Raw genomic sequence first — 23020 nt, 5'->3', positions numbered from 1 at the left:
GATATAAATCGCGACTCATTCATTTCTATGATCTATAGAGAGTCGTTACTATGCGTATTGCTCCGGTTCCATCTATTCATTCCCCTCGTCCCAAACCTAATGCTTTGCTATTGGCATTATCGTTAGCAGGATTACCGTCTTTTTCTTATGCATTAGATGCCTGCCAGTTTAATGATATCACCCAAGCACAAGAGCCAATTTTAGCGATTAAAAATGCACAACCAGCCTGTTATAACTCGTGGTTTTATACCGATAGTAAAGCCATCTTGGGTCTATACAGTGAAAATAGTATAGACAGCATTAACCGAGCGCTGGCGTTAGAGGTTTCGCAATATCAAGGAACAGAAGCGCAAGCCAAATCTATTGCTAATCTGGGGGAGTTTATCCGTGCCGCGTATTATGTGCGCTATGGTGTAAAACAAGATTTTGGTGATTATTCGGACCAATTGAGTAATGCGATTGCGGATACGATTAACCAGTTTATGTTATCGCCTTATAGTTTGAGCTTAGGTCGTGAACAAGTGGCGGCCATGTCGAGCTTAACGTTAATGGTCGATAACGTGAAACGCCTACCTTCAACGATGACGAATTTCATCGTGCTATTGGACGCCTTTAACCCACAAACGGCGCAAGATGTGCAGTTTGTTGATGGTTTAAATAACTTATTTCGATCCATGAGCGGCCATGCTTCGCGTGATGATTTTTATCAAGACATTGAAGCCCATCCAGAATATTTGGAGACACTGTATCGTTTTGCCACTGAGCATGATTGGGCGTTAGGAACCGATGCCGATTTCATTTTGTACAATGCGGTGCGTGAAACGGGGCGCTTACTGGTTAGCCCTTACCCAAACACCAAAACTCGAGTCATTGCGATTTTAGAAAAAGTACTGGAACGTTACCCGCTGGGTGGACGTAGCGATAAACTCTGGATTGCTGCGGTTGAAATGCTTTCTTACTACGCGCCAGAGACATTGGAAGCGCTTAATTTAACGCAAGCTAAGCAGCAACTTGAACAGCGTATCATGCCAAATCGTCATCAATGTGATGGGCCTGCCATTATCCGTTCGCAAGGCTTAACACCACAACAAGCAGAGCAAGCGTGTGAAATTTTGAATGAGAAAGAAGCCGACTTCCATGCCGTTGCCAACACAGGTTTCACGCCCGTGGCCGATGATCTCAATCAACAAGTGGAAGTGGTGGTATTTGATAGCAACGAAAGTTATGTCAGTTATTCCAACTTCTTGTTTGGCAATACTACCAACAACGGCGGGCAATACCTTGAAGGCAACCCGGCTGATGCCAACAACACAGCGCGCTTTGTCGCTTATCGATATGCGCAGGATGAGGCGTTGTCTATTCTCAATTTAGAGCATGAATATGTGCATTATTTGGACGGACGCTACAATCAATACGGTTCGTTTTCTCTCAATTTAAGTGAAGGCTATATCGTGTGGTGGTTGGAAGGCTTCGCTGAATACATGCACTATAAAAAAGGCTACCAAGCGGCGGTAGACTTAATTGCTGAGAAAAAACTGAGCCTCACGCAAGTGCTAGCCACTACTTATCAAAATGACACCAATCAAATTTATCGCTGGGGCTATTTAGCGGTTCGTTTTATGCTGGAAAACCATCCCAATGAAGTGGATCAACTGCTAGCGCTATCACGTAGTGGCGATTTCAAAGTATGGGCTGAGCAAGTGAAACGGATCGGCAAAAGCCTAGACAGCGAATTTTCAACTTGGTTAGACACTTTGACAACGGACAGTGGTAATCCAGACGATCCGACTGTGCCGCCAATTCAACCAGAAGACACGATGAATCATTTAGCGTTAGGGCAGAGTGTTACCTTGTCGGGTGAGCAGTACAGTGAACAACTCTATTATATTGATGTTCCAGATAATATCAGTGAATTGTCGATTAATATTAGCGGTGATGGTGACGCCGATCTTTATTTAAGTTATGAAAAAATTGCGCATTATTATGATTATCAAATAACAAATTTTGAACTGCATAGTAATGAAACAATTGCACTAGAAAAACAAGCCAATGGTACCGTTTTACCGGGTCGCTATTATTTTAGTATTACGGGTAGAGAAGCTTACCAGCGTGTTGAATTAAATACGAAAGTAAGTTACGCCATTACCGATAATACGCAAAAGCCTAGTGATGATTTAGCACCTGTTGTTCTCGAAAATCGTCAGCCAATGACGTTGGGTATTCATCAAACTCGCTATGCAGCGATTTATGTACCAGAGGGAATGAGCAGTGTCAAAGTTTGGCTCCAGCCTATTGATGAGATGGCAGCCCACAATGTTGATCTTTATGCAGAAAGCGAGCACTGGCCTACATTGACTCATTTTGACCAAGCGTCTAAACGTGCTGATAGCTATGAGTATATTGAACTGCCAGTAACGCAAGCGGGCTATGTCCATTTCATGCTTAATGCACAGCAAGCCAATAGCCAAGTTGAGCTCTATGCAACTTATGAATAATTAATGAATAAAAAGAAGTGTAAAAGCACTTCTTTTTATTAAAATCATATGATTAGCCAGAAAAGTAATAGCTATATTAACATTATGTAATTTAATCTTTACTTAATAATAATTTGATCTTGTGGGAAGAATATAAATTAACACTCTATTTATTTCTTGAAAGAATAGCATTCGGTGATATTGTGTTTTTATGTAGAGTTATTACTCTATGTTGTAATTAAAAATATTAAGGGTTCATTATGAGATATATAACACCCGTTTCATTACTGCTTGTGGCCACTATTATGGGGTGCAACTCAGAAGAAGCGACAACCAGTAGCACCAGCCAATCTAATGCTGATGCGATTGCACAGCAAAAAAGAGCGTTAGCACTGCAACTGAGTGAAAGTTACGCCGAGCTTGAAACTACACTTAAAACTGAAATCAGCGCGCAAAACCTATCCATTTCTGTTTCCACTTTGTTTGAAGAGCAGCCTGATTCCGATTTTAGTCAACAGATGGTTGTAGCGGACGCGCAAATTCGTTCAATGAAAGGCATTGAGGATTTTACTGAGCAATTGCTGCAACTGCGTATTGCCGATGCGTCGATGATTAAAGAGTGGCAAGAAGGGCAAAGCCCGTTGTTTGCTTTTGAGCCCAAAGGTAATGATGCGTCTTGGCAATATATTGAAGCGTTTGATGTGTACGGACAGGTGCATCAACTGGATGTATATCAAATGCCAGATGTACCCGTTTTCGTGGTTGATAGTAATAGCGAAGTGGAATTGCGCGCAGGCTTACAAGCAATGCGTGCACAGATGAACGCATTGGGTCAATCGACCACATTGACCACAGTAGAAAGTGGTAGCGTCGCCGCGCAAGCGATGGCCCGCAGCAGCGATAATAGCGCTGAGCCTATTTCCACCACAGTGCTGAAAAAAATTCGTTTAGCGGATGACAAAGAACCGTGGATCTCTGGAGCGGCTGAAATTTATGCGATTGTTACAGGCATCAATCCAAGCCGAGATGAGCCGACCATTGACTTAGTTGAAATGCCTTATTTGGATTACGACAAGCAAGATTACTTCCCAAATCAAGTGATGATCCAATGGTCTCGTTACCGTTGGGGCGCAGCCGATCTTATCTTGATGGAGCAAGATGATGGTACCGATTATAAAGAGCTGGCTAAATTACTCGTCAAAGTAGCCGAAGAAGTGCTGAAGCTTATCCCTGATCCAGAAGTGCAGGCGTATGCGATTATTCCGCAAATCACGGGCAAGATCATTGATGCGATTCCCGATGGTTTACTGGTCAACGACGACGATTATGTCGATGTCTTTTACACCTTGATGCAAGACACCAGCTATGTTGATCATCCTGGAGCGAGTGGTAACGCAGTGGCCACTTTTGAGCCTTTGACGATTAACCCGACACGTCCATAACATTTCTCTCCCCCTAGAAAGCGAGCGCGAATCTCTTATTAGCGCTCGCTTTTTCATCATTCTTGCTGCTTCTGATCATCATGGCTGATTTTGATGTGAATAGGGTTGCTTGAACGACGGTCAACGATTATATTACCCGAACTTAATGCGAATGCTTATCAAAATCTGTCGCAGTTATTTTAAATGGGAACCTATATGAAATCGTTGTTTAGTTTGGCAGCACTTGGCTTGCTTACCTCTTTTACTCTCAGTGCTAAAACCGTTTCTGTGGAGCATCAACTCGGTACCACGACGATCGAGCAAAATCCGCAACGTGTGGTTGTCATTGGTTTGGGTGCGTTAGATACATTAGATCGCTTTGGTATTGAACCTGTCGCGGTATCGAAAGTGACTGAACTGCCGAATTATTTAGCGAAGTACAACAGCGATACATACGCACCTGCCGGTTCTTTATTTGAGCCTGATTTCGAAACCATTTATATGCAAAAACCGGATGTGATTGTGATTGGGCCGCGCGCCGCAACCAGTTATGACGAGCTATCTAAAATTGCACCAACTATCGTTTTTGCAGCCGATGCAAGCCAAGGCTACTGGCAGAGTACACAACAGCAGTGGCGTAATCTAGGCAAAGTCTTTGCTATTGAAGACCAAGTGGAAGCCAAAATTGAAGATTTAGATAAGCAGTTTCAAGCACTTCGTAGCTTTAATCAGAACAACCAAATCGATGCGCTCACAGTGATGAGCTCTGGCGGTAACATTACCGCTTTTGGGCCTGAATCACGTTTCTCGGCGGTGTATAAAGATTTTGGATTCAAAACGACCGTCGATAGCATCAAAGCGACACGCCATGGCGATCTAATCTCTTATGAATTTATTCGCGAACATGATCCTAAAACCTTATTGATCATTGATCGTGATACGTTAGTCAACAAAGGGCAAAGTCACACTCGCCAAGAGTTTGAAAATGACCTGATCAAAGCGACTGCAGCCTACAAAAATAAAAGCATGGCGTTTTTAGACCTTAATGCTTGGTACCTATCCATTTCTGGTGTGACTGCTACCGAGCAGATGATCAGCGACGTTAGAAATGCTGTACACATTCACTAATTTGCCACAAACAAGCTGAGGTTAGCTTTGAAAAAGTTATTGCTTGCTTTGTTGGTAGTCAGCCTATCTTCACTGTTTGTGGGGGTAGGCAATCTATCACTAATGGCATTACTGCAAGGGGATGCCCATGCTTGGCAACTGCTCTTTACCAGTCGTTTGCCACGTTTGTTGGCGATTGTTTTAGCCGGGGCAGGGCTCAGTATCGCGGGTCTTATTATGCAGCAAATCAGCCAAAACCGATTTGCCGCGCCTTCTACCTCCGGTACCATTGAATGCGCCATGCTGGGCTACGTGTTGAGCTTAGTCTTTTTTGGCCACGGTGAAAGCTTGTGGCTTATTTTCTCGGTTTCGATTGCGGGCACTTTGCTGTTTGTCCAACTGATTCAGCGCGTGCAGTTTAAAAATGCCATTTTTGTCCCTTTGATCGGCATTATTTTTGGTAATGTGGTGGAATCCGCCGCCTCCTTCATCGCTTACAAATACGATGCGATACAAAACCTTTCTAGCTGGACGGTAGCCAATTTTGCCAATTTGCTGAAAGGGGATTTCGAACTGCTCTATATTGCGATTCCGGTTGCCCTCTTTAGCTATTTGTATGCGGCGCGAATTTCGGCGGTCGGCATGGGTAAAGATTTTGCTGTGAACTTAGGGCTTAACTATCAGCAAGTGCTGGTGATTGGCGTTTGTTTGGTGTCGGTGATGTCTGCGACGGTTGTGATGATTGTCGGTCAACTGCCTTTTTTAGGGTTGATTGTGCCCAATTTAGTCAGCCACTATTACGGTGACAACTTGCGCAAAAATATCCCTCGTACGGCCATTTTCGGTGCGTTATTGGTACTGCTATGCGATTTGGGCGGCCGTTTGATTATTTTCCCCTATGAAGTGCCGATTTCGATGATCATCAGTATTCTCGGTGGCAGTGTATTTATTGTGTTGCTGTTGCGAGGCCAACGCCATGGGTAAGTCTGTATGTGCGAGCATCACTTTGCATGATCATACCAAACTGTGGTTACTGGTTTTGGCTTCTCTGCTTTTTGCTGGGTTATTTATTGGTGTTGGATTGAACGCCGACAACTATCATTATTTTCTTTCTCGTCGTGTACCCAAAGTATTGGCGATGGTGTTAGCGGGTATTGCCATTGCGCAGTCCTCTCTAGCATTTCAAACCATTACCCACAACCGAATTTTAACGCCCAGCATCATGGGGTTTGATTCACTCTACCTGTTCGTGCAGGTGCTCGTGGTGACTCTTTTTGGTGGCCTAAGTAGCTACGCGCTTAATGCTTACCTCAATTTTTCGTTGTCCGTTGCTGCCATGTTGCTCTTTTCTAGTTTATTGTTCGCTTTTTATTTTCGTAAGCAGCAGAGCAACTTAATGGTGTTGTTGTTATTAGGAGTCATTCTGGGGCAACTGTTTTCCAGCATTTCCTCTTTTTTGATCATGCTGATGGATCCGAATGATTTTTCATCGGTACAGGCCAATATGTTTGCGAGCTTCAACAACGTGAAAGTGGAACTTGTGTATTGGGTAACACCGTTACTGCTGTTGGTTTGCTTTGGCCTGTTTCGCCTGCATCGCGTGTTGGATGTTTTATGGCTGGATAACGATAACGCGGTCAGTTTAGGGGTGGATGTACGCCGAGTGACGCACCATGTATTGATGCTTAGTGCGGTATTAATTGCTATTTCTACAGCTTTAGTTGGGCCCGTGATGTTCTTTGGCTTATTGGTCACCAACTTAACGCGTGAGTGGTTTCGTTCATACCAACACCGAACCTTATTGATTGGTTGTTCCGCGATGGCGGTGTGTGCATTACTTTCTGGTCAATGGGTGGTTGAAAAAGTATTCCAGTTTGAAACAACGCTGAGTGTGGTGATCAATTTCATCGGAGGCCTCTATTTTCTCTCCCTCCTTTTACGTAATAAAATGGTTTAATTTCATATGATTCAGCTAGATAAACTGACTAAAGTGTTTGGCCAACAAGCCGTTGTGGATAAGGCCTGTGCGCAGTTTGAAAAAGGCAAGGTCACTTCAATTATTGGCCCTAATGGCGCAGGGAAAAGTACCTTACTGTCGATGGCCAGCCGTTTGGTCAGCCGTGATAGCGGTAAAGTTTGGATTGAAAGCAAAGAGCTGGTTGAATGGGATACTAAAGCGTTGGCTAAAAAGCTATCAGTTCTGCGCCAAGCCAATACTCTGACCATGCGTTTTACCGTGAAAGAACTGGTGGCTTTTGGCCGTTTTCCTTATTCGCAAGGTAAATTAACGGCCAACGATCATGCGATGATTGAGCAATCGATCGAATATCTTGATCTTAAAGCGATAGAAGATAAATACCTAGACGAACTGAGTGGCGGCCAACGCCAGCTGGCCTTTATTGCCATGGTGATCGCCCAAGATACCGATTACATCTTTCTCGATGAGCCATTGAACAACCTCGATATCAAACACTCATTGCAGATCATGGCCACTATTCAGCGTTTAGCACATGAGTTGAATAAAGCGGTGGTCGTGGTGATTCACGACATCAATTTTGCATCCTGTTACTCCGATTCCATCATTGCGCTGAAACGAGGCCAAGTAGTAGCAACTGGCACAGTACAAGAGGTGATTCAATCGTCGGTTTTGAGCGATATCTATGAAACGCCGTTCAACGTATTAGAAATAGAAAGCAAGCGTATTTGTATGTATTACACCCATTGATGCGGTTTAACTACCGGTGTGCGTAACGTTACGAGTACTGAACAGAACGCTTTCGATTCACCGTAAGCCCCCTTTTTACTTCCTAATGTTGTCAACGCAAAATGGTGGAAGCGCAGATGTTTACTGCGCGCTACAGGATGGACTTAAATATTGATATATTTCTCACTTCAAAAGAAATAATAACTTGCCTCAGATCAAGAAAAAATCGTTTGGCATGATGCTGAAACTAAAACAAAGTTGAAAGATTAAAAAATTATTGAATAATGAGGGTCACGTAAACCAAGAAGTTGTATACTTCAACACTTAGTCTAAAACAGGAAACTTACCCCATGTCGAACTCGTTTGTTTTGGTTATTAACTCTGGCAGCTCATCACTGAAGTTTGCGGTGATTGATTCAAATACGGGGGATGCCGTACTGAGTGGTCTAGGTGAATGCTTTGGGCTTGATGATGCCCGTATGAGCTGGAAGTTTAACGGAGAAAAAGCCAATTGTGCGATTCAAGGTGAAGTGAATCACCACCTGTTGGCGGTTGCAAAACTGGTTGAGCTTGTGAAAAGCTACGGCTTGATTGATGACGTCGTTGCGATTGGGCACCGCGTAGTACATGGTGGCGAGAAGTTTACTAAGACCGTTAAGTTAGACGAAAAAATCGTCAACGAAGTTGAAGCGCTTAGTGATTTAGCACCGTTACATAATAAAGCACACGCGATTGGTATGCGCGCGGCAATGCTAGCGTTTCCTGAGTTACCGCAGTTTGCTGTTTTTGATACCGCTTTCCACCAAACCATGCCAGCAAAAGCCTACACAGGTGCGATTGCAAAAGAGTTATACACTGAGTTTGGTATTCGCCGCTATGGTTTCCACGGAACCAGCCATTATTTTGTGAGCCGTGAAGCGGCAAAAATGATCAACAAGCCAGTTGAAGAAAGCAGCTTTATTTCTGTTCACCTTGGTAATGGTGCGTCAGTGTGCGCAATTAAAGATGGCCAGAGTGTCGATACCAGTATGGGTTTTACACCGCTTTCTGGTTTGATGATGGGCACTCGCTGTGGTGACCTTGACCCCGGCATCATTGAATTTCTATTGAAGAAGGGGTGGACACAAGAACAAGTGTTTAATTCATTGAACAAAGCCTCTGGTTTCTTGGGTGTTTCTGGTTTAACCAGCGATGCACGTGGCATTCTAGAAGCCATGGAGCAAGGTCATGAAGGCGCTACATTGGCCTTCCAAGTCTTCACCTACCGTGTGGCGAAATACATCGCATCATACCTTGCAGCGCTTGATTCGCTCGACGGTATTATTTTTACCGGTGGTATTGGCGAAAACGCATTGCCTATTCGTCGTGAAATTCTACGCAACCTGAAAATTCTTGGTTTTGTGGAAGATGAGCAAGGTAACGAGCAAGCTCGATTCGGTAATGCTGGCATTATCGCAAAATCAGACATGCTAAATGCAGTAGCGCTTGTGGTACCAACTAACGAAGAATTCGTGATCGCTCAACAGTCGGTTGAGTTGCTATAATTACATTTAAAATCAAATAGATAAAAGCGAGCTTAGTGCTCGCTTTTTTTGTACTCATATGTTGGATAGACCATCGCTAAGGATGTGCATGGCGACACACCCATTACTAGCTCTATTGACTTCTACAATTCATTTTGTGCCCTCAAATCAACAAGGTTCGTGTTGACTTGTTTATACCCCATTCCTTTTCAGGATCCGTCTAATTAATTTTTACCTAAGTCAAACACTGTAATACTTAAAGTAATGCGTTCAACTCTCATACGACAGAGCCGAACCGCATTGCCTTTATTTTTTCACTTCTTTCTCATTTATTTGCGTTTGACTAAGCCAAAATGCTTCTTACCGCGCTTAATCAACCAGTATTGATCAAACAATGGGAAACCTAGCAGTGAATTATCTGGTGTTATTTTTTCACCATTTACACTAATCGCATTGTCTTCAATTAGCTCTCTGGCGATGCGTTTTGATTTCGCTAACCCTGATTCGACCAACAATTCTACAATGTCTTGTTGAGTGCTTTCGATGCTTGGAATACCATCTAGCTCTAATTGTTTGAGTTCACTATAACTCAGCTTCTCAAGGCTATTTGTGAATAATGCTTGTGTAATACGCTCTGCGCTGAGTAGCCCTGATTCACCATGAACAAAACGAGTCATATTCTGCGCCAGAATCTTTTGTGCCTCGGGTTTACCGTTGCTTGACTTATCCTGCCATTCTATCTGATCGATTTCTTCACAGGTTAAGAATGTGTAGTATCGAAGAAGGTTATAAACATCGGTATCCTCAGTGGATAACCAAAACTGATAAAACATATACGGTGATGTTTTTTCAGGGTCAAGCCAAACGGCTCCTCCTTCTGTTTTACCAAATTTAGTACCGTCAGATTTCGTTATCAAAGGTAGGGTCAAACCAAATACTTGTTCTCCATTCTGACGACGTGTTAAATCAATACCGCTGACAATATTTCCCCATTGGTCATTACCACCAATTTGTAAGCAACAACCATGGTTTCGATTAAGCACCGAAAAATCATAGGACTGGAGTAAACTATAACTAAATTCTGTAAATGAAATGCCCTGTTCAGGCCTTTGCAATCGTTGTTTTACCGACTCACGGCTGATCATATTGTTGACTGAAAAATGCTTACCGACATCACGGAAAAAATCGATGACATTAATATCTCTCATCCATTCTGCGTTGTTGACGATAGTCATGGGTTTGCTTAAATGAGGAGCTAGCAACTGCTCGATTTGAGTAGTGAGATCTTTGACCCAACTGGCTACCGTTTCTTCAGTATTCAAACTGCGCTCTACAGCTTTGAAACTTGGGTCGCCAATCATGCCCGTTGCACCACCAATAAGCGCTAATGCTTGATGTCCGGCATCTTGAAAACGCTTGAGCATAATTAGAGGAACTAAGTGCCCAATATGAAGGCTGCCAGCGGTAGGATCGAAACCGCAGTAAACTGTTTGTGGCTGGTTCAGTTGTTGCTGTATTTGGTCTAAATCACTGGCTTGAGCAATTAATCCGCGCGTTTGTAGTTCCTGAATGAATGTCATCTATCACGTCTTCTCTGTAATGAATAATGTGATGTACAGATTACGAATAGAACCTTATGCGAGATATATCCTTAAAGGGATAATGAGTTCATTTAGTGGGTAATAATATGGTTGAGGAAGATTTGAAACAGTTCACTGAGTGACGATACCCTCAGTTGAGCATAGATACGCTTTCTGTGATTTTTTACCGTTCCTTCTGTAATGCCCAACTGTTTTGCTATTTCTTTGGTATCAAGTCCTTGCAATATTAAACGGGCTATTTGTTTCTCTCTAGTTGAAAGTAAATCTTTGCCAAAAGAGTGCAGGCCATCTTCTATGAACTTTCGTTTTTTTACTGAGTAGGATTCCGGAGAAAAGACAGGTTCCGCAAGAAGGAATTCAGTTTGCTTCCAGTGTTGTTGACATAGCGATTGAATGACTGAGAAGTATGATTTTAACGTTTTTACATTTAATGGCGAAAATAAATTGTCTTCATGGGTGCAGCCTAAATAGATAAGGACCCAGCGAGTTGCTTCAACTTTAATAAGAATACTTAACTCATCTTTCCAGCCAGTTTGTAGATAAAACTGATTACAGTATGTTTGATAATCCATATCCCGTTTGGCTACGTCTTTTAATGAAAAAACGCCTTGCTGCTCATTAATAGTGAGCATTTTGTAGAATGGGTCATCTTGAAATGCAGAAGTGAGGTAACGGTCAAAAAGTAATTCTCGATTATTTTTAATGGAATCATAAAGATAAATGGGATGTTTATCTGTACGCAGGCCGAGAATTACTGCACAGTCATAATTCACTAGAGAAGCGATGAAAGCCATTAGATTAGGCGTAAAACTCGGTGATTTCAGAGAAGAAATAGAGTCAGCGAGTAGATTATTAAATTGCGATTTAGTCATAACGTATAAGATGAACAATAAAGGCCTACAGCATAACGTAACTACTTAAGTTGCTCAAAGATGAGCTTATTCAACTCGCCTCTGGCTAACAAATTTATGCCCCTTTATCACTTAGAGTAGATACTCTTCACTAAACAAGCACGATTATATTGACCAACGTTTTCTAATGTTAGAATCTCATATGCAGATAGCTTCTTTGACGGGCACATAGAGAGCAAAACTTTGGTTAACTAAAAAATTACGTACCCAAAGGTAAGCTCTATATCTGGAAGGATTTCAAAAACAGTATCAATTTGCTAAAAGTAATTTGATTGCTGAAAACATCTACTTAGAAGTCCAGTCGATACGTAGTTCAAATAGGTCAGTTATTAAGCTGTAGTGTAGCTGGCTTTTTGGGATTAAATACGGTTAACGAAATATAAGGTTTTAACTGCAACATGAACTCGAATCTTAAAGATATTTTTGATAAAAGCCGTCAAGAACTCCTTGATATGGGTCTTAGAGGAAATACATTACTTAATGTCGGCAAGGGAGCCAAAATTCTAGACATTGTTGATGAAAAGTCCGAGCAAGTGTTTCAACATTTGGTTGAAGACTCAAAGACAATGTCATTTCTTCCAGCTCCTGATTCTCTAGAGAAAGAGGATAGCAATTCGATATCTTTAACTGATTTGACAGCTCATCTTGAAGAAACAAATGGTGATAAAAGGCACGCTGATAACGCTCTGCAAACTCAGCTATTTAGAAAATCACTTGATACTCGCTTACTAAAGCTGAGCACGGAAGCTACGACCTTTGTCCAAGAACAGGGGGTTGATTTACTTTATCTTGCTCTTGGTTTAGTTAAGTGGTTTGAAGATGATAATTCTGACAAATCGAGACATGCTCCCTTAGTACTTATCCCTGTCGAAATTTTCCGAGCTGATGCAGGTGAAGCATATAAAATTCGCTACACAGAATCAGAACTAGGAACAAACCTTACCCTTGCGGCTAAGCTTAAAATGGAGTTCGGTATTGTCTTACCTGACTTTGAAGAAGGAGATGAGGGCTATGATTTCCAAGGCTACTTAAAATCAGTCGCGAATGCCATTTCAGGTGAAAAGCGTTGGTCGGTAGAAAGCGATAAAATCGTATTAAGTTTCTTCTCTTTTGGTAAGTTTCAGATGTATCAGGACTTGTCAGATGAAGTGTGGCCTGAAGGTAAGAAACCAGCGGAAAATAGCTTAATTAAAAAGCTGTTTGCGGAAGGTTTTGAACGTGATGCAACTTTGCTCGATTCAACACCAATGGATGTCAACCGTGTTGAAGAAGTTCAACTGGTTTTAGATTCGGACTCAAGCCAAACAGAAGCCGTATTAGCGGCAAAGTCGGGGGCCAATCTTGTTATTCAAGGTCCTCCTGGTACAGGTAAATCACAAACTATCACAAACATCATATCTCAGGCTTTAGCTGATAATAAAAAAGTGCTGTTTGTTGCTGAAAAAATGGCAGCACTTGATGTTGTTAAACGACGACTGGATAACTGCCATATTGGTGATTCAGTATTAGAGTTACACTCCCACAAAGCGAACAAGAAATCAGTACTTTCTTCATTAGAAAGTACACTGATGCAGCACGCTCCTGTCACTCCAGAGAGAAGTGACGATATAGGCCGCTTAGTGTCTCTTCGTAATAAGTTGGATGATTATTCTCTATCGGTGAATGAAAGTATTGCCAATTCCGAAGTGAGTTATCATGATGCTCTAGGTTATAGTTCACAGCTTGAGCGAATCGTTACTGACGCTTCAATCGATTTAGATGAGCTACCAAGTACCGACTTTGATTTAAATGTCTGGGATAAGAGTTATTACTTATCTGCCCTGGCGAAGATAATTGAGACTGTTGACTATTTAAGTGAGCACGATGCGCCAAGCCTTAATCTGTTTTCATCAACCACTCTCAAAGATTATTCGCCGTCTGATGATAAAGTGGCTCAAAAGCTCGTCTCTGAATTAGAAGAAACACAGCAAGAAATTATTAACCAGATTAAAGGCCTTCATATCTGCGCTGGTTATATTTCACCTATCTTTAATTACACAGACTGTATCTCGGTTTTAGAGGGGCTTTCTCTTATTGCAGATAGACCCGAGCTTGAGAGCGTTGATGCGAATTCTTCTGCGTGGGAGTCTAAAGGTGATGCGATACTCGACTTTGCTCTTCAAGGTGTAACTCTACAAGATCAAAAGGCAGAGTTATCAGAGTGCTTTGTCGATAATGCTTTAGATTACGATTGGATGCCTGTCCGTGGCTCATTGCTGACGACTGGTCAGAAATGGTGGCGATTCTTATCAGGTGACTATCGAAGAGCGAAAAGTACTTATGCTGGTATGTCTAAGAATGGACTTGCTGGCGGTGTAAATGAATGGATTGAAAGAATTGATACCGTATTGGAGTATCGCTCAACTCAAAAGCGCTTCATCGATTCTGCACAACTAGCAATAGATACTATCGGTAGTCATTTTAAAAATGAGAGTACTGACTGGATCGCGATCTTAAAACCGCTTCAATGGGTTCACCAGTGCCATTCAGGAATTAAGTCTGGCTCACTCGATGCGAGTGCTGCGCAGTACTTAGACCCTTCAAAGGAAATTGGATTTACCACGACAGAGCTTAACCATGTAAAAGAGTTAATCAGTAAGCGTGAAAGTATGCTGAGCGAATTAGCTTCATTACTTCAGCTAGATCTGACGAACTTTACTGACTGTTGTGACTCTTTATCTATTGATGATGTTGAGTTGTTGGGGAAAGATATTCAAAAATTTTACCCTCTAACTCGCTTTAATCGCTTAGGAGCTGAGTTAGACCGAATCGGACTTTCAAAATGGAAACAGGAGGCATTTACTTGGGCTAATGTGCCAACACTTTTCCGTGACTGCTTCAAATATACGTTTTATCGCTCACTTGTTGAACATCAGTATGATTCAATAGATGAAATCCGTTATTTCGATCGAGTTGAGCATGAAAAACAGATTGAGCAGTTCAGCTTCATAGACGGGCGACTGTTCCACTTTGCTCAAGAGTCATTGGTTAAGCAGCTCTACGATAATTTACCCAACCCATCAGCAAGAGGTGAAGTTGAAACTTTAAGACGTGAGTTCAATAAGAAGCGCCGTCAAATGCCAATTAGACGACTGCTTAATAAATCAGGTCGTGTGATCCAGCAGATCAAGCCCGTATTTATGATGAGTCCAATGTCGATAGCGACTTATTTAGAGCCAGGTGTGGTTGATTTCGATTTGGTAATCTTCGATGAAGCCTCACAGGTTAAAGTTGCTGATGCGCTTGGGGCTATTATGCGTGGTAAGCAGGTTATCGTGGTTGGTGATACCAAGCAGATGCCGCCAACAAGTTTCTTCGGCAAACAATTAGTCTTAGATGATGAAGACGCAGAAGAAAGCCTCACTGCGGATATGGAAAGTATTCTGGGCATGTTCTTAGCGTCAGGTACACCAGAAAAGATGCTTAAATGGCATTACCGTAGTCGTCATGAGTCATTGATTGCAGTGTCTAACCAAGAGTTTTATGACAATAAGCTGATGATTTTCCCTTCGTCGGGCATTAACCCTCATGCGAAAGGTTTGAGTTTTAACTACTTGCCGAATACTACATACGATCGTGGTGGCTCACGAAGTAATGTGGGAGAGGCGACAGAGGTTGCAGAAGCTGTAATTAAACATGCTAAGACAACGCCAAATCAAACACTAGGTGTTGTTGCATTCAGTACAGCTCAGCGGGATGCAATCCTTTTGGAAGTTGAACGACTAAGAAAAGCGAACCCAGATCTTGAGGACTTTTTTGGAGAGCATGAAGAAGGGGAAGATTTCTTCGTTAAGAACCTTGAAAACGTGCAGGGTGACGAGCGTGACACCATCTATATCAGTATCGGCTATGGTAAGACGAACGAAGGTCGCTTGCCAATGAGTTTCGGTCCACTAAACAGTGATGGCGGTGAACGAAGACTCAACGTTCTTATCTCACGTGCTCGTATGTGCATGGAGGTATTCAGTAACTTCAAAGGTGATGAAATGCCAACGACTGAGGCATCGCCGTTTGGTGTTCGAGCGCTGAAGAACTTCTTACATTATGCTGAAACAGGCGATCTCATTAAGCGAGAAGAGACGGGCAAAGCACCTGATTCACCTTTTGAAGAGGATGTTATTTCTTCCATTCGCTCTCTAGGTTATCAAGTTCAACCACAAGTAGGTTGTGCTGGTTTCTATATTGATATTGCAGTGAGAGATCCAAATAAACTTGGTCGCTATATGCTTGCGGTAGAGTGTGATGGCGCGACATACCACAGTTCAAAGAGCGCACGTGATAGAGATCGTATTCGTCAGAGTGTCCTTGAAGGACTTGGTTGGCGCTTTCACCGCATTTGGAGTACTGATTGGTTCCGCAACCGCCATAAAGAAACGGAAAGGTTAAATGATGCTATCAAGTCAACTATTGCTTATTATGAAGCCTATGATTCAGAGCCTATTGTTGAAGAGACTGTAAAATCAAAGCCAAAAGCGGCGATTGACAGGGTAGAAGTTGAACATCAGGCATCTGCTGCCGTTTACCAGGCTTTCCCTGAAGAGCAGTTATACCTTGGGTATGGCGATACGATCCCAGAAGTAAGCACGACAGCCCTAGCAGAGGATATTATCAAAATTGTAGAGCTTGAATCTCCAATTCACGTCAAGCATCTAACCATTCGTCTTTTGTCTGCGGTGGGTAGCACGCGAAGTGGGGCTCGGATTAATCGATCGATTCTAGATGGTATTGGTTTACTCAATCGGCAAGGTAAAGTTGAATTAGACGGTGAATTCATTATTGCTAAAAGCCAAGGTGAGATTACGATTCGTAATCGAGTTGAACTCCCGTCAAACGAGCGCAAGTATGATTTGATCTATGATGGTGAAATCGCAAAAGCCGCAATAGAGACTGTTAAGGATACTTTCTCTATATCTAGCGATGACTTAGTTAAGTCGATTACGGAAGTACTCGGTTTTTCTAGCACAAGTAAAACGATGAAAGATAGAACAGAAACAATACTGTTTGAGCAAGTTCAGTTAGGTTATTTGGAAATAAAGGGCGACATCTACCGAATTTCTTAGTTTAGCTTGGTGAACAGCACTATCTAGACTTGCGCTGAGTTAATTGACTTTACCATACATGTGGTTATTCATGTTTTGCTTATTTAGAAAAAGCACGGAAACATTTATGTCCAAATCCCTGTTAGCGGATACGATACTAATGGAAACCCAACTAACGAAGAATTCGTGATCGCCTAACAGTCGGTTGAGTTGCTATAATTACATTTAAAATCAAATAGATAAAATCGATCTTGGTGCTCGCTTTTTTTGTGCTCATATGGTGGATAGACCATAGCTAAGGATGTGCATGGCGACACACCCATTACTAATTCTATTGACTTCTGCAATTCATTTTTTTGCATCTAAGTTAGCGAGGTTAGTGCTGGGTTGTTGATGCCCCGTTACTGGTTAGGGTAAATACTCATTCACACTTTGTTAATACGATTTTGCCTTACTAAAAGTAATATTTTTCTGTATAGAGAAGTACTTTGATTAGATGCTCAACAGAGCAAATGGTTTGTGATTAATGATGATTCTTTAAATGGTTATCGAAACTTTTTAGCCGAGCGCGCTTTCTCCTGAACGGAGCTCACCATCTTCGTAAACGCACGATCTTTCGCTCTTCTCTCCGCCAATGTCGCACTGTTGTGGGCTTCTTCGCGCAGTAGCTTTTTGTAGTTGTTTAATCGCCTAGAGGATAGCTCTCCTCTTTCTACTGCTTCTCTGACCGCACAACACGGTTCATTCTCATGCAGGCAGTCACTAAAACGACATTGAGATGCGAGGGATTCAATATCGGCAAAGGTGAGTTGAATCCCTTCTTTGACATCGCTCAGTTGTAACTCTCGCATTCCTGGCGTGTCCATCAACAGACCACCTCTGGGTAACCATTTAATCGCACGATGGGTAGTGGTATGGCGACCTTTGCTGTCTTGTTCACGAATATGGCCAGTTTCCATTTCATGGCGACCAAGTAAGCTATTGACCAGTGTTGATTTTCCGACACCCGAGGAGCCGAGAAACGCAATGGTCTTGCCTTTCTGACAGTAATTTTCCAATACAGAAACGTCTTGGCTATCCAACGCGTTAACACAGTGAACGCCCAATAGCGGGTCAAGCTTTTGTACTTGCTCACGAATATCATCAGGATCAGGGCATAAATCGGCTTTTGTCAGCACAATCACCGCTTGAGCACCCGCTTCATTAGCCAAAGCCAAATAACGCTCAATGCGATTTAAGCTGAAATCTTCATTAAATGAACTGACGATAAAAACACAATCAATGTTGGCTGCGATTAGCTGTCGCTTGAGAGTGCTGCCAGCCGCTTTGCGCTGGAACAAGGATTGTCTTTCGAGCACACGAAGTATTCGTTCGTGATCGAACACAACCCAATCGCCCACGCATACCGCTTCGAGTTTCGGTGGGAGATTCAAGCGTAACGTCCCGTTGTCACTCATCAAAACAACGTCAGATTTATGATGTTCGATGATTCGACCGAGCGAGCCGTTCTCTAACTCTTCTAAAGACAGTTGCTGCTGGAAAAAAGGTCGCATACCTAACTCTAGTAATGAAGGAGCGTTCATGTTCACCACCTACCAATAATAGGGATTGTCGAGGGCGGGTAAATATGTTGGTTTACCCGCAACGTGAGGGATCACTCCACCAACTAAAGATTGTGCAATAAACACATAAAGATCCTCATCTTTGGTTGGTAAAGTGAGAAAGTCTTCCACGAGTTTCGCAATTAATGCACCTTCTTCTTTACCTTCTGAATCCGAAAATGTGTCATTGAACAGTGTAATGATTTCTTGAGCTTGTTCTTGTTTGTACAAAGCGTATTTCATATATCTATCTCTAGTTTGCAAGTTTTAAAATAAGGTACTGATAGGTAAAGTCTTTTGTGGCAAATCGCTCATAAATCGAAATCTCTTTGTTAATGTCCAGTAATGCTTGGGACGCAGGCATAACAGCTTGCAACTCTTCAACTCGGTCTTGCAAAGGTTGCCAGTAGTTTTGCCATGCATCGACGCCTAATGAGAAGTGTTCGATCACATCGTAGCCATGCTTTTTGAACAAAGCGAGCCGTTTAGGTATCGATTGAATGTCTGGGTAGTCTGCCAGCCAAAACTGTTTTGTCTCTTCGTTGGGAGAGTCAGTCAGCCAAACCAAATCACTCACCATCAATACGCCATTGTCTTTTAACAGAGGCTTCCATTGTTTTAATGCGTTCTCCATCCCCATAATGTAGACGCAGCCTTCCGCCCAAATGGCATCAAAACTCTTTGCCTGAAATGGCAGTTCCGTCATGGAGGCACAAACAGGAGAAATCCGCTCATGTAACTGTGCGTTTTGGATTTTTTTATTGAGCTGTTCGATGGCAATAGGCTCGTTGTCCACGGCGGTAATGTGCGCGGTACTGTTACCGGCTAGCAGTAATGTTGAGGTGCCCGTACCACAACCAATGTCTAAAATATCGGTCATTGTTTGGGGCGACATCAACGAAATCGCTTTTAACGAGTCCTTGTGACTCCCTGGCCCCCATCTTTCTAATGTTGCAAAGACTGTCATAAAGTCTTTCATGTAACTCTCGTGTTCGTTCATATCTTTTGATAACCACTTTAATCTGAGCGCTTCTTTTTCACTGTAACCCTGCGTACTTAACCAGTTTAAGTAAGCGCTAGGCGCACTTTGACTCAGGGAATGGTGTAACTCTCTTTGAGGGCGTTCCCCAAGTAATGCCAGTAGCAACTCACGAGCGTGGATTTTTTTATCAATTTCATGGTTGAGTTGCGTCAGCCGATTTTCCAATAAGCTTCGGCTTAATTTGGCGTCCAAGCATTGTTCGCACTCTTTCAATGAGAGTCCTGCGCTTTGAAGTTGTTGAATTAAAAACAGTCGCTGCAAATCGTTTTCGCTGTAATAGCGATATCCATTGTCAAGGCGCTGGCCGTTAATCAGCCCTAACTTCTCGTAATAGAGTAAGGTGGTGCGAGAGATCCCCGCCTTTGCTGCCAGTTCCGAAATCAAATACATGTGAGATTTGACCTAGATGTTGTTTGTATGTCGAGAGTATGAACTATGGAGTAGTAGACAGGTCAAGTGGCCGTGTTCGAATTTTTCGCCAACAGTGACAGAAGTGAGATGATGGTAGTGAGGACTGCGGATGATTTTGAGATATTAGTCGGTAGCTAGTAGCCAGTTTTCAATACCAGAGCTTATTTATGAATAGATAAATTAGCAAAATCACTGGCAACCTATTGTCCAAATTCCTGTTAGCAGATGCGATACGAATATAAACCTAACCAATGAAGAGCTGGTAATTGCTCGTGAATGTGTAGAGCGCATCTAACGCCGTAGACCTTGTTCCCTATCTTAAAGCCTGAACCCAAGCGTTCGGGCTTTGTCTTTAACACACTGACTGATAAGTAAAAGCAGAGTTTTCTACTCGCTTGAACAGATATGACCTCTAGTTACTTAGTATTAGAAATGGTGTGTTTTAGGTTTTACTAAACTATCTTTAACAGCATAACAATATTCATATAAACGAATGGCTTTAATGATTGTGTTTGGAGAGCGCATTTATGCAGTGGATTAAAGACTTATCGATTACCCAAAAAATGATTTCGCTAATTACGCTAATGCTGTGCCTAATTGTTGGTGTTGCAAGCTTTAGCGCTGTAAAAATGAATCGTATTGCGCTTGAAATTGAAGAAATCGCGGATGAAAGTATTCCTTTAATCCGGTTGACGTCGGATATTACCATCAAACAGTTGGAAAGCTCTATCGTGTTAGAAAAGGCTTTTCGACTGGCTAAAATCCCTGTCGAAGGCAACTCACAAGCGCTGAAAGACCTTACTCAGAAGACAGAAAACATCGTAAAAGTGTTGGAGTCTGAATTGACACAAGCGAAGCAAATACTCAGTGATGCAAAGAAGCATCGTCAAGCGAAGGGTGTTGATCAAGAGAGCCAAAACCGATACCAAACATTTGAAGCGTTAGAACGTTCTTATCACCAATATGAGGTGGCTTTATTTGAGTTGCTCAAGCGCTTAAATAGTAATGAGCCAGTAGAACAACTTGCGCCGCAAGCACTCGCACTAGAAAATATGCAAAGGTCATTTAATACCGAAATTGAACGTTTTCTACGCGATTTAGAGCAAAAAACAGCAACCTCTATTCTCATTACTGAGGATGAAGAACACAGAGCATTGCAGGGCACAATAACATTAGCTGTCGTTTCGATAATTCTTGGCCTTGTTATGGGGACGTTACTCAGCCGTCAAATTGTTCGCTCTGTGCTAAAAGTGAGAAATATAGCGGCGAAAATGGCAAATGGTCATTTTGATCAGCACATTGTGCCAGAGTCAAAAGATGAGATCGGCCAGTTGACGCAAAGTATGAACACCATGGCGGACTCGTTGAGTAAAACCGTTGGTGAGGTGATTCAAAGAGCAAACAGCATTGCAGGGCTGGTGACGGAATTAAATGTGTTGGCAGAGAATAACCGTAAAGCGATGCTTGTACAGCAAGAGAGCACTCAGCAAGTTGCGGCTGCAATGGAGCAAATGGCATCAACGATTACAGAAGTGGCGAGTAATGCTGAAGGTGCAGCGGAGTCGACTACTCGTGCAGATAACAGCGTTAAAGCGGCTTGTGAGACGACGGATGTGACACAAAAAATCTCCCATCAATTGGTGATTAACGCGGCTAACTCACAGAAAATGATCTTAGAGTTACAAGACAGCACACATAAAATTCAGAATTTCGTTTCAGTGGTTGATTCGATTTCAGAGCAAACCAATTTGTTGGCACTCAACGCTGCAATTGAAGCGGCAAGGGCGGGTGAACAAGGAAGAGGATTTGCGGTTGTGGCTGATGAAGTGCGCGCTTTGGCGTCTCGCAGCCAAGAAGCGACTCATGAAATCAGCAGTTTGATCCAAGTGTTGGTGAATAAAGCTCAAATTGCTGCAAAATCGATAGAAGATAATGACCAGCAGATCAGCGAATCATCAACACTCGTCGATAGTGCAAAAGCTCAGCTCTATTCGATAGCGGGAGCGTTAGACGAACTGATGCAATCTAACTTGCAAGTCGCCTCCGCCAGCGAGCAGCAAGCCGTGAGTGCTGAAGAAGTCAGCCAAAATTTGTTGGGTATTCGTGATTCAGGCGACAAAGTATTAGTGAGCACGGAAGAAACTGCTAACGCTAGTAATGATTTATCACAGCAAGCCAATGATTTAAAAGCGTTAATGAGCCAATTTAGTGTGCGTAAATTAGCTTAACGTCAATAGTATTCGGATAGAAGAAAGGGCGACGTTGCTGTTCGCCCTCCTGATATCAATTATCTCTTCAATGTGCTGAGGACTTTGACCTTAGCAAAGGCATGGGCCTTTTTAACGAATATGGTTTTGACGTATTTAGCTTTGACGTAGACGTATATAGCTTTAACGGACGTAGCTGCTTAATCTGGATTGCTTGTTTCTTCGCCCATTGAATATGACAAATCTCCATTGCCAAACCAAACGCCATCGCAAAATAGACGTAGCCTTTATTGATGTGCAGCTCAACACCTTCCGCGATTAACAAACCGCCCAGCATCATTAAAAACAGTAATGCCAGCGTTTTAAAACCCGGATAACGGGTGACTAAGGCGTTAATGCGCGCTGCGGTTAATATCATGATCACCGCAGACGCTAAAATGGCCGCGACCATGATAGGAATGTCGTTAGTTAGACCCACCGCAGTGATTACCGAATCCATGGAAAATACCGCGTCAACCGCGACAATTTGCAGTAATACGACCGCAAGGCCAGCACTTACTGTCGTCGTATGTGAATGCTCATCAGGCATTAGCCAGTTCCACAACTCTTTTGCTGCTTTGAATAACAGAAAAGCACCGCCGAAGATGAGGATAAAATCTCGTCCAGATAATTCGTTGCTAAACCAAACGACTATCGGTGCAGTTAACGACATCAGCCAACTGATAGAAAACACCAAACCAATCCGAGCGATAACCGCTAACAAAATGCCTAAGTTACGCGCAAGCGGCCGCTGCTGAACGGGGAGCCGTTCACACAAGACGGAAATGAACACTACATTATCAACGCCAAGAACCACTTCTAAAGCAAGCAGTGTGGCAAATATCGCCCAAGTTTCGGGTAGTAGGAAGAGTTCTAACATGTGGCCTCCTTAAATAAGGGG

General features: G+C 42.6%; 15 protein-coding genes. 9 read left to right on the top strand and 6 right to left on the bottom strand.

What is annotated here, in order from left to right; genetic code table 11:
• Positions 1–50 precede the first annotated feature (50 nt).
• The 7 genes from DD616_RS02640 to DD616_RS02610 all read left to right on the top strand — a co-directional run bounded on the left by DD616_RS02640 (position 51) and on the right by DD616_RS02610 (position 9250).
• Positions 51–2495, top strand: coding sequence for a M9 family metallopeptidase (locus DD616_RS02640; protein ID WP_208871406.1), 2445 nt, complete (start codon positions 51–53; stop codon positions 2493–2495).
• A 239-nt stretch (positions 2496–2734) separates the two neighbouring features.
• Entirely contained in the window at positions 2735–3916 is a 1182-nt protein-coding gene (locus DD616_RS02635; protein WP_017045107.1) for a DUF3103 domain-containing protein, read from the top strand.
• Positions 3917–4111: 195 nt separating this feature from the next.
• Positions 4112–5023, top strand: a complete 912-nt coding sequence (locus tag DD616_RS02630; RefSeq protein ID WP_026028180.1) for a siderophore ABC transporter substrate-binding protein — start codon at positions 4112–4114, stop codon at positions 5021–5023.
• 27 nt (positions 5024–5050) lie between these two features.
• Positions 5051–5986 (top strand): iron chelate uptake ABC transporter permease subunit VctD, encoded by a 936-nt coding sequence (gene vctD, locus DD616_RS02625; protein WP_026027432.1) that lies wholly within the window; start codon positions 5051–5053, stop codon positions 5984–5986.
• Positions 5987–6008: 22 nt separating this feature from the next.
• A complete protein-coding gene (gene vctG / locus DD616_RS02620) occupies positions 6009–6959 on the top strand; it encodes an iron chelate uptake ABC transporter permease subunit VctG (RefSeq protein ID WP_026028182.1) in 951 nt (316 codons plus the stop codon).
• Positions 6960–6965: 6 nt separating this feature from the next.
• Positions 6966–7727, top strand: coding sequence for an iron chelate ABC transporter ATP-binding protein VctC (vctC, locus tag DD616_RS02615; protein WP_013868453.1), 762 nt, complete (start codon positions 6966–6968; stop codon positions 7725–7727).
• A 329-nt stretch (positions 7728–8056) separates the two neighbouring features.
• Complete coding sequence (locus DD616_RS02610; protein ID WP_094144255.1) at positions 8057–9250, top strand: acetate/propionate family kinase; 1194 nt, start codon at positions 8057–8059, stop codon at positions 9248–9250.
• Between the two features lie 308 nt (positions 9251–9558).
• Here the strand turns inward: DD616_RS02610 and tyrS are convergent, their stop codons facing one another.
• Together tyrS and DD616_RS02600 are read right to left on the bottom strand one after the other, a co-directional pair.
• Positions 9559–10809: a tyrosine--tRNA ligase gene (gene tyrS, locus DD616_RS02605; protein ID WP_013868455.1), complete on the bottom strand. Its 1251-nt coding sequence runs from the start codon at positions 10807–10809 to the stop codon at positions 9559–9561.
• Between the two features lie 92 nt (positions 10810–10901).
• A complete protein-coding gene (locus DD616_RS02600) occupies positions 10902–11702 on the bottom strand; it encodes a response regulator transcription factor (RefSeq protein ID WP_208871405.1) in 801 nt (266 codons plus the stop codon).
• A gap of 437 nt (positions 11703–12139) precedes the next feature.
• On the opposite strand from DD616_RS02600, the gene DD616_RS02595 reads away from it, so the two are divergent.
• A complete protein-coding gene (locus tag DD616_RS02595) occupies positions 12140–16840 on the top strand; it encodes a DUF3320 domain-containing protein (protein WP_208871404.1) in 4701 nt (1566 codons plus the stop codon).
• Positions 16841–17364: 524 nt separating this feature from the next.
• Here DD616_RS02595 and rsgA read toward each other — a convergent pair.
• The 3 genes from rsgA to DD616_RS02580 are packed head-to-tail and all read right to left on the bottom strand — an operon-like array spanning position 17365 to position 19852.
• Complete coding sequence (gene rsgA, locus DD616_RS02590; protein ID WP_208871403.1) at positions 17365–18402, bottom strand: ribosome small subunit-dependent GTPase A; 1038 nt, start codon at positions 18400–18402, stop codon at positions 17365–17367.
• A gap of 9 nt (positions 18403–18411) precedes the next feature.
• Positions 18412–18663, bottom strand: coding sequence for an acetyltransferase (locus DD616_RS02585; protein ID WP_208871402.1), 252 nt, complete (start codon positions 18661–18663; stop codon positions 18412–18414).
• 10 nt (positions 18664–18673) lie between these two features.
• Positions 18674–19852 (bottom strand): methyltransferase domain-containing protein, encoded by a 1179-nt coding sequence (locus tag DD616_RS02580; protein ID WP_208871401.1) that lies wholly within the window; start codon positions 19850–19852, stop codon positions 18674–18676.
• Positions 19853–20400: 548 nt separating this feature from the next.
• On the opposite strand from DD616_RS02580, the gene DD616_RS02575 reads away from it, so the two are divergent.
• Complete coding sequence (locus DD616_RS02575) at positions 20401–22101, top strand: methyl-accepting chemotaxis protein (RefSeq protein WP_208871400.1); 1701 nt, start codon at positions 20401–20403, stop codon at positions 22099–22101.
• A 67-nt stretch (positions 22102–22168) separates the two neighbouring features.
• Here DD616_RS02575 and DD616_RS02570 read toward each other — a convergent pair whose 3' ends face one another.
• A complete protein-coding gene (locus DD616_RS02570; RefSeq protein WP_047688625.1) occupies positions 22169–22999 on the bottom strand; it encodes a TerC family protein in 831 nt (276 codons plus the stop codon).
• Between the last annotated feature and the right edge of the window lie 21 nt (positions 23000–23020).

The sequence above is a fragment of the Vibrio anguillarum genome (assembly GCF_003390515.1).
Lineage (GTDB): Bacteria > Pseudomonadota > Gammaproteobacteria > Enterobacterales > Vibrionaceae > Vibrio > Vibrio anguillarum.
Note: the sequence above shows the minus strand (reverse complement) of the source record. Positions and strands in the feature narration are given on the sequence as shown.